At 35.8% G+C, this 13,636-nt stretch carries 10 protein-coding genes; 9 read left to right on the forward strand and 1 reads right to left on the reverse strand.

Annotated elements, in window-relative coordinates:
- Window positions 1-87 precede the first annotated feature (87 nt).
- The 8 genes from BLQ66_RS02305 to BLQ66_RS02335 all read left to right on the forward strand — a co-directional run bounded on the left by BLQ66_RS02305 (window position 88) and on the right by BLQ66_RS02335 (window position 9,706).
- Entirely contained in the window at window positions 88-1,665 is a 1,578-nt protein-coding gene (locus BLQ66_RS02305; RefSeq protein ID WP_074520738.1) for an LCP family protein, read from the forward strand.
- 513 nt (window positions 1,666-2,178) lie between these two features.
- Window positions 2,179-3,525 (forward strand): NADP-specific glutamate dehydrogenase, encoded by a 1,347-nt coding sequence (gene gdhA / locus BLQ66_RS02310; RefSeq protein ID WP_074520739.1) that lies wholly within the window; start codon window positions 2,179-2,181, stop codon window positions 3,523-3,525.
- A 243-nt stretch (window positions 3,526-3,768) separates the two neighbouring features.
- Window positions 3,769-4,386: a DcrB/PsbP domain-containing protein gene (locus BLQ66_RS02315; RefSeq protein WP_074520740.1), complete on the forward strand. Its 618-nt coding sequence runs from the start codon at window positions 3,769-3,771 to the stop codon at window positions 4,384-4,386.
- A 43-nt stretch (window positions 4,387-4,429) separates the two neighbouring features.
- Window positions 4,430-5,956 carry a hypothetical protein gene (locus tag BLQ66_RS02320; RefSeq protein WP_074520741.1) on the forward strand — a complete coding sequence of 509 codons (1,527 nt, stop codon included), beginning with the start codon at window positions 4,430-4,432 and terminating at the stop codon, window positions 5,954-5,956.
- Between the two features lie 77 nt (window positions 5,957-6,033).
- Complete coding sequence (locus BLQ66_RS02325) at window positions 6,034-7,326, forward strand: bifunctional folylpolyglutamate synthase/dihydrofolate synthase (protein WP_074520742.1); 1,293 nt, start codon at window positions 6,034-6,036, stop codon at window positions 7,324-7,326.
- Between the two features lie 18 nt (window positions 7,327-7,344).
- Window positions 7,345-7,488: a hypothetical protein gene (locus BLQ66_RS11955; protein WP_169449133.1), complete on the forward strand. Its 144-nt coding sequence runs from the start codon at window positions 7,345-7,347 to the stop codon at window positions 7,486-7,488.
- Between the two features lie 5 nt (window positions 7,489-7,493).
- Entirely contained in the window at window positions 7,494-8,894 is a 1,401-nt protein-coding gene (locus BLQ66_RS02330) for a tetratricopeptide repeat protein (protein ID WP_074520743.1), read from the forward strand.
- A gap of 20 nt (window positions 8,895-8,914) precedes the next feature.
- Window positions 8,915-9,706: a class I SAM-dependent methyltransferase gene (locus BLQ66_RS02335; protein WP_074521056.1), complete on the forward strand. Its 792-nt coding sequence runs from the start codon at window positions 8,915-8,917 to the stop codon at window positions 9,704-9,706.
- Window positions 9,707-9,776: 70 nt separating this feature from the next.
- On the opposite strand, the gene BLQ66_RS02340 is transcribed toward BLQ66_RS02335, so the two are convergent.
- Window positions 9,777-12,542 (reverse strand): transglycosylase domain-containing protein, encoded by a 2,766-nt coding sequence (locus BLQ66_RS02340; protein ID WP_074520744.1) that lies wholly within the window; start codon window positions 12,540-12,542, stop codon window positions 9,777-9,779.
- A gap of 252 nt (window positions 12,543-12,794) precedes the next feature.
- On the opposite strand from BLQ66_RS02340, the gene BLQ66_RS02345 reads away from it, so the two are divergent.
- Window positions 12,795-13,415: a YigZ family protein gene (locus BLQ66_RS02345; protein ID WP_074520745.1), complete on the forward strand. Its 621-nt coding sequence runs from the start codon at window positions 12,795-12,797 to the stop codon at window positions 13,413-13,415.
- Window positions 13,416-13,636: the final 221 nt, after the last annotated feature.

Raw genomic sequence — 13,636 nt, forward strand, 5'->3', positions numbered from 1 at the left:
TTTCACGATTTTGTGCTAGATTTATAAGTGCTGTTTAACCGCGAAATGGCAAAATTATGGATAAAAAAGAAATTAAGGAGGCCATTTATGGCAGGATTCTTTACCAGATCAAAAAATGACATGAAATATCTTTTTGCTAATAAAGATGAATTGTCAAAGAAAGAACGTAGAAGGAAAAGGCGTGGTTGGGCTACTGTTATAGGAATTATCCTAGTTTTAATACAGTTGGTTTTAACAGTGTTAATGCTTAAGAATGTTTTTATATTAGATATATTACCAACGAAATATATGATAGCGCTTACAGTTTTCCTTGTATGTGTGCTACTTTACGATTTTACATCGCAGTTTACTAATTCGAAATTTATGGGAAAGATACTAGCAGTATTACTTTCTTTTGTAATGTTATATTGTTACATTTTCTCAGCAAAGGTTGTAAGTACTCTTACAAAGATTACGGGTGTTACATCAAGAACTGATATTATGGATGTAATTGTTTTATCTGATGATGAGGCAGAGTCAATTGCAGACACAGCTAAGTACACATATGCTTATTCTGATATTACAGATGATGAAATTTATGCAAGTGCTGTTAATCAGCTAGAGAAGGAGAATAATATTCATCCATCTCTTAAGACTTATGATAATTGGGACACAACAATCGATGAACTTTTAGATAACTCAGATGTACAGGCAGTTTTAGTTTCTGAGGAGATGCTTACTTCCCTTGAAGAAGCAGATGATACCTTAGCATCTAATATCAAGGTTATTGGTACAGTTGAAGTTGTTACAACTATTACAGTTGAAGAGGCAGATAAGGTAAGCGCAAGCGAGCCATTTGTTATCTTTGTTTCAGGAAATGATGATTATGGAACAGTTAAGTATAACGGACATAGTGATGTTAATATCTTAGCTGTAGTTAATCCAGATACAAGACAGATTTTACTTGTATCTACACCAAGAGATTCTTACATTACTATTGGGACAGATAGTGGTAAGTCGGGACTTGATAAGTTAACACATGCAGGTAATGCAGGTGTTGATAATACAATTAAAGCATTAGAGAACCTTTACGGCATTGATGTTAATTACTATGTAAGACTTAATTTCTCAGGCTGTATCGGCGTTGTAGATGCACTTGGAGGAATTACAGTTGATTCAGAGGTTGCATTTACTAATGGTGATAATGCTTGGTATGAGAACTTCACATTCAATGAGGGTGAGAATGAACTTAATGGTGAGCAGACACTTGCTTTCGTAAGAGAGAGAATGGCATTTGCTAATGGAGATTTCCAGAGAGCACGTAACCAGATTGCTGCTATTAAGGGTATTATTAATAAGGCAACTTCAGCATCAATCCTATCTAATTACGCAACAGTACTTGATGCAGTAAGTGATATGATTCTTACAGATATGCCAACATCCTTTATTACTCAGTTGGTTAAGGAACAGCTATCAGATACAACAGCTTGGAATATCCAGAGCTACAGCTTAACTGGTTCAACAGGTTCCGCTAACGGACAGGTTTACGGACTTTCAGGAATGTCAGTTGTATTCCTTGATGATGATAGCGTTAACACAGCTATTCAGCTTATGAGTAAGATTATGAACGGTGAGACATTTGACGTTGATGAGTATGTTGAGAGCTTATCAACAACAGCAGAGTAAGATTAATAATCTTTAGTCTGAGAGCAGACAACTTAATATATTAAGCTTTGTCATAAAGCTTTTACTAAAAGCTCCTTAGGAAGAGAATACTAACTCCCTCCTAGGAGCTTTTTTAATTAGTTTTTGCTAGTGTCATATTTAAGATTCTAAAGGGGTTTTTATGAAAATGTATTACATTTGTTAGACAACGTTAAATATTTGTCATACAACGCTTTATATAATTAAGCTAAACACCAGCTAAAAGCATAGTTTAACCAAATTAAAATTAATATTTTTCGGATTTTCTAAAATTATTTAGGTGGCACCCTAAATCAACTTGTCAAAATTAAGTTGGTAAATTATAATATGCAAGGTAGAGATATAAAAGAGTTTTAATTCTTTTATACACAGCTTTTAAAACCTATAAAAGCTATGCTAGCGCTACGTGTTAGACACATTTTTTAAGAAATGAAGGAAGCTTAAAGAATGTGACGTAGCCTACATCTATAAAAATATCTAAAGGAGTTTGAAATTATGGGATATGTAGATGAAGTTTTAGACTTAGTATCAAAGAGAGATGCTAGCCAGCCAGAATTTATTCAGGCAGTAACAGAGGTTCTTAATTCATTAAGACCAGTTGTAGAGAAGAATGAGGAGCTTTACAGAAAGAACGCTATCCTTGAAAGAATCACAGAACCAGATCGTCAGATCATGTTTAGAGTACCTTGGGTTGATGACAATGGTCAGGTTCAGGTTAACAGAGGTTTTAGAGTACAGTTCAATAACGCTATTGGACCATACAAGGGAGGTCTTAGACTTCACCCATCAGTAAACTTAGGTATTATTAAGTTCTTAGGTTTCGAGCAGATTTTCAAGAACTCACTTACAACACTTCCTATCGGCGGTGGTAAAGGTGGTTCTGATTTCGATCCTAAGGGTAAATCAGATAGAGAAATTATGGCATTCTGCCAGAGCTTCATGACAGAGCTTGCTAAGTATATCGGTGCTGACATCGATGTTCCTGCTGGTGATATCGGAACAGGTGCTAGAGAAATCGGCTTCATGTTTGGTCAGTATAAGAGAATCAAGAACCTTTACGAAGGTGTTCTTACAGGTAAGGGTCTTACATACGGTGGTTCTCTTGCAAGAACTCAGGCTACAGGTTACGGCTTATTATACTTAACAGAAGAGTTAATTAAGTGCCATAGCGATAACATCGCTGGTAAGACAGTTGCTGTTTCTGGTTCAGGTAACGTTGCAATCTACGCTATTGAGAAGGCTCAGCAGTTAGGTGCTAAGGTTGTTACTTGCTCAGATTCAACAGGTTGGATCTATGATGAGTCAGGTATCGATGTTGAACTTCTTAAGGAAGTTAAGGAAGTTAAGAGAGCTCGTCTTACAGAATATGCTGCAGCTAAGCCATCTGCTCAGTACTTCGCAAAGAAGAATGGTGAGCACGGTGTATGGCAGTATAAGGTAGATGTTGCACTTCCATGTGCTACACAGAACGAACTTGACCTTGAAGATGCTAAGGCTTTAGTAGCTAACGGTGTTAAGTATGTTTGTGAAGGTGCTAACATGCCTACAACAATTGATGCTACAGAATACTTCCAGGCTAACGGCGTTTGCTTCGTAGGTGGTAAGGCTGCTAATGCTGGTGGTGTTGCTACTTCAGCTCTTGAAATGAGCCAGAACTCTGAAAGACTTAGCTGGACATTCGAAGAAGTTGATTCTAAGCTTAAGAACATCATGGTTGGTATCTACCACAATATCGATGAAGCTGCTAAGGAATACGGCATGGAAGGCAACTACGTAGCTGGTGCTAACATTGCTGGTTTCAAGAAGGTAGTTGAAGCAATGCTTGCTCAGGGCGTTTGCTAATCATAGATTAGAAAGTCTTAAATTATAGATTTTAGTTTTTTATAAATATTAGTTCATACGATTGTTAAGCGTATAAAAGAGATGTTTGTTTTTTACAGATATAGCTTTTATACGCTTTTCTTTTGTTCTTTTTTGTATTAAAATTATTTAAGATAGCAATTTTACAGGATAGAATGAATTCCTGCATTTTTTGGATACAAAGTGGAGATACATTTTCCACATAATAAATAAGGAGGGGCTTATATGATAAGCAAGACTTTACAGACTAGATTAAAGAAAATGGCGCTATTAGGTTTAGTTTCAATTAGTGTATTTTCATTGGCTGCCTGCGGAGGTAAGAAAAAGTCTAAGGGAACAACAAATAAGAGTACAGAAGTGACAGAAGTGGATTCTGAAGGAAATGTGGTGAATCTAGGTAACCTTTACGAGGGAACAGGTTACACAATTTCTGCTCCAAGTAACTGGGCAGATGCAAAGACAAGTAATGAAAGTCTAGATTTAATGATTTATGACACTAATATAACTGGGGATTTTGCAAGAAACCTTAATATTATCATTGAAGATTTATCAGCATATTCTTCAATGGATGCAGATAAGTATTTAGATGCTGCAAAGACTAAGCTTGTGCAGTCTGGCTATGCAGTTGAGGATGGAGAGAGTAAGGATATTAACGGAGTTTACACAACTTCTCTTATATATAGCTATACAACTAATGGATACGTGGTGAAGGGTCAGCAGACTTACTTCTATAATGAAGGGGACAAGAAGGTCTATATTGTTACCTTTGCTTGTGCAGAAGAGGAGTTTGAAACTTATAAGGAAGCAGGAAACGAGATTATTAATACATTTCAGTTTGACTAGAGCCTAAAGGGGATTGGCTTAAAGCTTTTGAGAGGATAGAATTATGGCTAATATTGTAAAGCTTATGAATTTACTTGTTGATAATGAAATAAGAATGCAGATAGCACTATTTGATGGAGTAAATATGTCTAGCGTGGCAAAGGAGGCGGGAAACCGCATCTTGTCTGGCCTTGCGGATGTGGCAAATGCATTTTCAGAAACCTTTACAAGTAAACAGGTGATAAATTACAAATATAAGACAAGTTCTGACGAGGTCATGGATAGGTATGTGGAGCTTTCAAAGCTATCTAGAAAAGAGCTTATGGAGGACATGTATAAAAAGCTTTTGCAGGCTTACAAGGAGATTAATGGCAAGGAATATGAAGGGGATGTTGAAAGTCCGATTTTTACAAAAGCCTTGGTGGATATTGCAGCTTACGGCTTTAATATAAATCTTTATAAGCCGGTGGGTTCAAAGATTGATGAGATTGCTGCAAATTACGAGAAGCTTTTAATTAACGCCTTCTATTCGCATTTGCAAAATCTATCTGAGGATGATTTAAAAGAAACTATTAAGTTACTAGACAGGGCCCTTGCTAGACTTAGTCTTGAAAATAAGCGAAAGCTTCAGGAGGCTATTATGCCCACAGCCTTTAATGCTAAGGGAATTATCTTGGCTCTAAGAAAGAGAAAGGATGTGGAGAAGCTAAAGCTTAGCTTAGAATTACTTGGGGAGGATGCCTTTAAGTTTCTAGATGTGGATTTAAGTGTGGTATTCCAGACTATTAGAGGTCTTGGAAGGGTTTCTAGAATCTTGATAGCGAGACTCATTTTCAAATTAAGTAGGAGCTCAGGCAGGAAGTTTTCTTATGGTAATGAGAAGCTGCCATCAGGGGCTAGTGACACAATCTTAGAGGAAGAAAAAGAGAAGGACAGACTTTTTAGGGAGAGCCTAAAGGGAGAGATTGCGGTTCAAAAAAAGATAGATGAGTTAGAAAAGAAAAGAGATAGTCTTGAGGCCACAGCTCTTAAGCTAGATGAGGAGATTAAAGAGGTTATGGAGGGCTTTTATGAGGCCAAGAAAGAGTTTGATCTGCTTGATGCAAAGAAGGCTGACTATCTTGAAAAAAAGCGACCTCAGCCAGAAACAAAGGTCTATTATAATAAGGTGAATGAAACAAAGCGTAAAATGGATAGAAGCTCGGATATTGCTGAGAAGAAGTCTAATAAATTGCTTCAAACAAAAGAGCAACTTGAGGAAAATAAAAAAAGTATCGAGCTTGAAAAAGAAACTTTGTCAGAGCTTAAAAAGAAGAGCTTTTCAGAGCTTAGTCTTAGGGCAGATGAGCTTATGGGGAAGTGGAGTAAGCGTTTTAATAAGCTTAAATTTGACCCAAGCATTTTCCAAAATCTAATTATCCGCTTTAGCTTTGAGGAGAGACTTGAAATTGAGAGGATGCTTCTTGAAATTGAGCAAGAGGATAATTACTATGATTTATCTCTTGAAGAAAGGGAGATTAAGGTTTATATTTCCATAAGGGAATATGCCACTATAAAGATAGAAAATTTTCTTTGCAAGGATATTATCTAGCCTAAGCTTTCGCGGATTGAAGAAATGCGACATAAGCTAAAGGACAAAACTTGTAAGATTTAGAAAGAGGACTTGTAATGCAATTTAAGGATTATGAGAGTGCGTGTAAATATTTAGACGAGCTAGGACAGTTTGCTAGTAAAACTGGAGTTGAAAGAGAGACTAGACTTCTTAAGAGTCTTAAAAATCCGGAAAATTATTTAAATGTAATTCATGTAGCAGGAACTAATGGAAAGGGTTCTTGTTGTGCCTTTCTAGCTAGCTGTTTAAAGGAGCTAAATTATAAGGTGGGACTTTTTACTTCCCCACACTTAGTTAAGATTAATGAGCGTATTAAGATAAATAATATAGATATTTCTGATGAGGACTTTTTGGCCTGCTTAAACACTGTAATGCTTGCCGCAAAGGATGAGGAGTATGCCTACTTTGATTTACTTATGGCGGTGGCTATGGTGTATTACAAAAGGAATAATGTGGATTTTGTAGTATTAGAAACAGGTCTTGGTGGAAAACTTGATGCAACTAATGCGGTTAAAAGTCCGATTTGTTCAATAATTACGGGAGTAAGTCTTGAGCATACAGCCATTCTTGGAGACACAATTGAGAAGATTGCCACAGAAAAAGCAGGAATTATTAAGGAAAATGTGCCTCTAGTCTTTAATTCAAATGATCCGGTGGTTACAAAAGTAATTCGAAACAGATTTAATGAAGTAAATTCGAACAATAATTTCTTTAAAATCTACAGTGTGAATAAAGAGATGTATCATATTAAGGAAATATCTTTGGCAAATATTGATTTTTTCCTTGATAATGATTATTATAAGAATGATTGTTTTTCGATAGGGTCTAATGGAATATATCAAGTTTTGAATTCTTCACTGTGTTTAACAGCGCTTGCAGTTTTAGCACGTGAGAAAGTGATAAATTTTGATCGAGAAGCATTTAAAATAGGCATTAAGAATACAAGATGGCCAGGCAGAATGGAACTAGTAAAGAAGAATGTCTTCATTGATGGAGGACATAATCCAGAGGGTATTGCTAGATTTATTGAGTCTGTTAAGGAGATTATCAAGATAAGTGATAAGAAGACTAAGTTACTTTTTTCAGTTGTTAGTGATAAGGACTATAGCCAGATGATTCGCGAGCTTGTGGAATCAGCTTGTTTTGATGAATATTACATAACAGTAGTGGGAGGCCTAAGGAAGGTTTCTAAGGAAAATATTATTGATACATTTTCAAAATATACCAATAAGGAAATTAGGTCAGTAGATAATGCCGGTGAGTTTATAAATTCCTATGATGAAGAGGAACTCCTTTTTGCAGTGGGTTCTCTTTATTTAGTGGGAGAGATAAAAGAATGTGTTAATTAAGAATTGGAGGATAAATAGATGATAGATTTTGATGAAGAAATTCAGAAGTTTCAGCCTAGTTTAGAGGTAGAGGATGCTGAAGATGCAATTTATAATAACGATATACCAGATATTACAGATTTAATGAAGAATATTATTTCAGGCGATAGAAAGGACAAGTAGTTATTATGAGATGTTTTAAATGTGGAAGTCTTCTCACAGCTAATAATACATGTCCTAAGTGTAATGAAGATGTAAGAATCTACAAAAAGACATGCCAGGCTTCAGATAAATATTATAATCTTGCACTTGAGAAGGCTAAAGTTCGTGATTTAACTGGTGCAATTGAGACATTAAAGATTGCTTTAATGATTAACAAGTATAATGTTAATGCAAGAAACCTCTTAGGTTTAGTTTACTGCGAGATGGGCGAAGTTGTTGAAGCCCTTACACAGTGGGTAATTTCTAAGAATTTTGCAATCGATGACAATGTGGCTAGTGACTACATCAAAAGAATTCAGTCTAATCAGAATAGATTTGAGATGGTGACAGGTACTATTAAGAAGTTTAATCAGGCTTTAAAGTATGCTAAAGAGGATAATACTGATTTAGCTATTATTCAGTTAAAGAAGATTACACTTTCTAATCCTTCATTACTTAAGGCACAGTTGCTTCTTGCTCTTCTCTATCTTAAGAATGATGATGATCAGAGAGCACAAAAGTGTATTAACTATGTATTAAAGGTGGATAAGAATAACACAGTTGCCTTAAGATATGATACTGAAATTAAGCGCAAGCAGGCATTAAAGAAAGAGGATGTTTCTAAGTCTTTCTTACCAAAGCGTAAGAAGAATAATGAAGAGAATAAGCCTCTTAACGGTAATGATGTTATTATTCCAAAATCAACATATAAAGAGCCAAGCAATGGCGGTATTACAATTATTAACATTTTAGCAGGTGTAGTAATTGGTGCAGCTCTTATTTGGTTCCTTGTTATGCCAGCAAGAAATAAGGGCTTAACAAGTGATTACAACAAGACATTATCGGATTATTCTGAACAGCTCTCATCAGCTAATATTGAGGTTACATCCCTTCAGACACAGGTGGATGACTTAACAGCTCAAAAGGAAGCTCTTGAGTCACAGCTTAGTGGTGTTTCAGGAACAGACGGTTCTAATGCATTATTAGTTTCATTAATTAGTAGTGCAAATGCATACATTGACGGCGATACAACAGCAGCCGCTGAATATATTATGGATATTGATGTAAGTTCACTTCCATCAGATGAAGCTAAGGCACTTTATAATACAATAGCAAGTGCTACCTTATCTAATGCAGCTTCAAGCTTCTATCAGAGTGGTAGGTCAGCTTATCAGAGTAAAGAATACGAAACAGCAGCACAGTATTTTGTAAAGGCTTACAAGTGCGACAGTACTAACGTTAATTATGTATATTATGCAGCATTAAGCTATGCAGCATTAAATGATACAGAGAATGCTAAGACTTATTATCAGATTATTATTGATGACTTCTCAACAAGCAATAGTACATATGCGAAGGAAGCCAGCGAATATGTGTCATCACATTAATTGGAGTTTTATAAATGGCAATGACAGAAATAGAGATGCACTATAATAAGTTCAACGAAGATAAGAGGCTCTTATCTAGACATGGTCATGTTGAATTTGTTACAACTATGAAATATGTGCATATTTATTTAGACGAGATTTTAAAAGGTGTCACTTCAAAAAGTGACATCAAGATTATAGACATTGGAGCAGGGACAGGTGCTTATAGCGTTCCCCTAGCCAATGAAGGTTATGACTTAACAGCAGTAGAACTTGTTAAGCATAACCTAGGCCTTTTAAAGGCTAAGGGTGCAAATGTAAAGGCATATCAAGGTAACGCTCTTAAGTTAAAGCGTTTTGAGGATAATAGCTTTGATATGGCACTTCTATTTGGACCAATGTATCATCTATTTTCAAAGGAAGATAAGTTAAAGGCTCTTAGCGAAGCTAAGAGAATTGTAAAACCAGGAGGATATATCTTGGTTGCCTATATTATGAATGAATATAGCGTTATAACTTATGCCTTTAAGGAAAAGCATATAATGGAATGTCTAGAAGAGGGAAGATTTGATAAGGATTATAAGACAATTTCTTCTACTAAGGATTTATACGACTATATGCGAATTGAGAACATTAATGAATTAAATGAAGAACTAGGACTTAAAAGAGAGAAGATTATTTCTCCTGATGGCCCTGCAAATTATATTAGACAATTCCTTAATGCCTTATCAGAAGAGGAGTATGAGGAATTCATTAAATACCATCTATCAACCTGTGAAAGACAGGATTTGATTGGAGCAGGTGGTCATACCCTTGATATTTTAAGAAAATAAAGAAATTAAAAAGGCTGGTAAGTAATAATTTACTTACCAGTCTTTTTTTATATTAGAGATTTAATTCTAATTAATTATTGCTACTGTTAGCACTGTTGTTGCTCTTGTTTGAACTGTTCGAACTACTTGAACTTGAAGATTTCTTAGTAGTTGTTTCTTCTGTAGAAGATTCTTCTTCAGAACTTTCTGTTTCTTGTTGAGTGTTAGTGCTTGACGAACTTGTGCTTGAGCTACTAGTACCCGTCGATGTTCCACTTGAGTCCGTCGTCGTGGCTGTATTTGAATGAATTGTACAGAAATTCGTCAATTGATCAGCTGTTATAGAGTATGCTGCATCTGCCGTTGTGTAATTTGATGCGTCATCTGATGCACCAAGTGGTGTTGTTACAGATTCCTTTAATGTAAGGATTCTAGTTGTTGTAGATGTACAACCAGCTACTGCAATTGCACCTGATTCATTACAAATTGTAACCTTAACGTGAGTGCTACATGTCTCAGTTGGGATATTGTCCTCTGAGAAGTATTCACTAATAATTGTGCTACCTCTTTCATCCTGTGAGCAAAGGTCTGATGGTAAATCACCTGATTTGCTACAAACTTCCGTCTGAACAATGCCTTCTGGCTGTTCATAGCTTCCTTCCGCATCACCGGTGTAGCTATTAATTGCTGACATAATCTGGCCCCAAATCTTAGTGTGGCTTACGTTGTTAACCTTTGTTGAGTTATCATCGTAACCAACCCAAATTGAAGCTGTATAGTATGGTGTGTAACCACAGAACCACTTATCTGTATCGTTCTGTGTTGTACCTGTCTTACCACAAACTGGCTGACCTGAGAAGTTAGCAGCTTTAGCAGTACCATTTGTAACAACTGAACGAAGGGCTGAAGTTAATAGCCATGCTGTTGTCTCTTTTAAAACTCTGTGAGTGTTAGCTGTTGTATTATCAATTAATACATTGCCTTCACTATCAAGAACCTGTGTATAGTAAATAGGTTCTGTATAAACACCGCCATTAGCAATAGTTGCATAGGCTGCTGTCATATCGACATTACAAACACCTCGTGTCATACCACCAAGAGCTAATGACTGAACCACATCGTGATTACCATTAATAGCATTAGATGGTGAAACAAGTGTTGAAATACCAAACTCTTCGAGGTAGTTATAACCAACCTGTGGAGTTATAAGTGTGAGTACCTTAACTGCAGGTACGTTTTCTGAAATAGTAATAGCTTCTCTAACTGTCATTAAACCTCTGTAAGACTTATCGTAGTTAGTTACAAGTTTTGAATCTGAACCACTGTAGTAGTATGGAGCATCATCAATTGCTGTTGCAAGTGTGATAGCACCAGTATCAAGGGCTGGTCCGTAAGCTACTAATGGCTTAATTGAAGAACCAGGCTGTCTAGTAACATCATCTGTTGCTCTGTTAAGAGTTCTGTTACCAGTTTTATCACCTCGACCACCAACCAAGACTTTAACATATCCTGTAGACTGTTCAATCATTGAGAAGGATACCTGTGGCTGAATTACGAAATCAATTGATTCGTAAGAAAGTGTACCGCCATCTGCTAACATAGCCTCTTCGTATTCCTTAATTAAGGAATTGGCTTTATCCTCACTTGTCTGTGTTAATGAAAATGAAGAATCGCCCTTAGTCTGAGTAAACCAAGTATACATCGTACTATGTGAGTAGTAGTGGTATGTGCCATCCGTCTCCTTAACTGTGAAGGATAAGTTAATTGAGAATTGCGTTGAACTTGGCCAGTTCGATGTATCGTTAATGATATCATCTGCAATCTCTTGCATACCAGTGTCTTGGGTTGTATAAATCTGTAGGCCGCCACCATAAATTAGGTTAGAAGCCTGAGTTTCTGTGTAACCATACTGCTCCATTAAATCATCTGTGAGCTGTTCAATAACCTCATCAACAAAATAAGAATAAGTAGAACTTGATGCAGTAACTGTAAGACCCTCAAGTCTTGCATAAACATCGTCTGCAACAGCATCGTCATATTGAGCCTGTGTTATATAGCCCTGTTCTAACATATTAGATAGAACCTGTAACTGACGAGATTTGTTCTTATCCGGATAGTTGATTGGGTTTAATCCCTGTGGATTCTTAGTGATTGATGCAATTACTGCACATTCACTTAGCGTTAATTCGGAAACATCTTTATTAAAATAGCCTTCTGCGGCTGCTTGAACTCCATAATATCCATTACCTAAGTTAATAGTATTTAGATAATTCTCTAAAATGTCGTCCTTTGACATTACCGTTTCTAGTTTAACTGCTAGATATTGTTCCTGTATTTTACGCTTTATCTTCTCGATTGTAGTTTCGTTGTATGCATTAAATACATTGTTCTTTAGCAACTGCTGTGTAATTGTTGAGGCACCCTGCGATAGACCTCCGTGAGTTACAGCAATAGCAGCAGCTCGTATAATACCTTTTACATCAATACCGTTGTGTTCATAAAAACGTTCATCTTCAATAGCAACAAAGGCTTCTTGAAGTTCAACTGGTATCTGATCAAGGGTTACATAAGTTCTGTTGGCGCCTGAAGAGGCTAAAGTTTGAATCTCTTCACCGTTACTATCATAGACTTTAGTAGCATACCCATTAGGGGATACATCAATAGTAGATATATCAGGGGCACTCTCGATAATACCCTGAAATGCACCAAAGACTAGACATGAACCACCAACAACAATAGCGATAGCAAATATAAGAAGAATCTTTACACAAAATACCCCAAGCTTAGTTTCAAGCTTAGTGGCAGATGAGTTTAGAAGCTTCTTCTTGTCATTAATGCCTCGTCCACCGTAATTCATATATTCACCTCATTTTTCTTGTACCGATTGTACATGGCATGATATTATATCAGGTGTGTGCTGGAATAGATATGAAATAGAAAGTAAACAATGTGAATTGCTTACTTAAGCTAAATATACTTCGATTGAAATAAACTTAGCTGATCTCCCAGCGACCACATAGTTTACGTATAGATGTAGATGTGTAAACTTTAGATGTCTGACTGATATGCGTCTAAATTATATCATAAAAGAGATATAGGAGCAATTAAAATGAAACTAGTATTAGAAAAGGGAATTGGTGAAATTATCGAGAAAAAGTCTCGTTTTATAGCCCATGTTTTATATATTGAAAATGAAGAGCAGGCCCAGGAGTATATTAATAAATTAAAGAAAAAATACTGGGATGCAAGACATAACTGTTATGCTTATGTGTTAGGAGATAAAGGAGAAATCCAGAGATTTTCAGATGATGGAGAACCTTCAGGTACTGCAGGTAAGCCTATACTTGATTTAATTACAACAAGAGAGCTTACAAATTGCCTTGTAGTAGTAACAAGATACTTTGGTGGAATCTTACTTGGAACTGGTGGACTTGTAAGAGCTTATCAGGGTGCAACTATTGAAGGACTTAATAATAGTGTACTTGCTAATCTTATAGATGGAATTACGGGGGAAATTGACTTTGAATATGGCAATCTCTCTAAGGTACAATACATTTGCGATAACTTTGGAATAGATATTCAAGAAACAGAATATACTGAAAAAGTGCACATGAAGTTAGTTATCGAAAACGAAAAAATTGATGATTTTGTGCAAAAACTCCAAAACGAATTCTCGGGTGAAATTCAAATTGTTAACAAAGTGCAACAAAAAATCTGTAAAAGGATATAGCAGACCAATATTAACAGTAGTAAATTATGAATAAAAAATGAAGAGTAGTAAAAAGTTACAATACAAAGGTCAAATTACAAATAAACTCCCTTTTTATTTGTAAAAGTAGTGAAAAATAATCAAACATGTCAAAATGATTTGTGCACATTTTACATAAAATTAAGCTTCTGAAAACTATAATTTAAGTTGTTAATTTAAAGTTTTGATAAAGATTTAACAAA

Origin of the sequence: Lachnospira pectinoschiza (genome assembly GCF_900103815.1) — a bacterium.
Classification (GTDB): domain Bacteria; phylum Bacillota; class Clostridia; order Lachnospirales; family Lachnospiraceae; genus Lachnospira; species Lachnospira pectinoschiza_B.

Bases quoted from the DNA above. Each gene is read 5' to 3' on its own strand.
- BLQ66_RS02345 (WP_074520745.1), top strand. From the start codon at position 12,795: ATGAAACTAGTATTAGAAAAGGGAATTGGTGAAATTATCGAGAAAAAG.
- BLQ66_RS02330 (WP_074520743.1), top strand. From the start codon at position 7,494: ATGAGATGTTTTAAATGTGGAAGTCTTCTCACAGCTAATAATACATGT.
- BLQ66_RS11955 (WP_169449133.1), top strand. From the start codon at position 7,345: ATGATAGATTTTGATGAAGAAATTCAGAAGTTTCAGCCTAGTTTAGAG.
- gdhA (WP_074520739.1), top strand. From the start codon at position 2,179: ATGGGATATGTAGATGAAGTTTTAGACTTAGTATCAAAGAGAGATGCT.
- BLQ66_RS02325 (WP_074520742.1), top strand. From the start codon at position 6,034: ATGCAATTTAAGGATTATGAGAGTGCGTGTAAATATTTAGACGAGCTA.
- BLQ66_RS02340 (WP_074520744.1), bottom strand. From the start codon at position 12,542: ATGAATTACGGTGGACGAGGCATTAATGACAAGAAGAAGCTTCTAAAC.
- BLQ66_RS02320 (WP_074520741.1), top strand. From the start codon at position 4,430: ATGGCTAATATTGTAAAGCTTATGAATTTACTTGTTGATAATGAAATA.
- BLQ66_RS02335 (WP_074521056.1), top strand. From the start codon at position 8,915: ATGACAGAAATAGAGATGCACTATAATAAGTTCAACGAAGATAAGAGG.
- BLQ66_RS02315 (WP_074520740.1), top strand. From the start codon at position 3,769: ATGATAAGCAAGACTTTACAGACTAGATTAAAGAAAATGGCGCTATTA.
- BLQ66_RS02305 (WP_074520738.1), top strand. From the start codon at position 88: ATGGCAGGATTCTTTACCAGATCAAAAAATGACATGAAATATCTTTTT.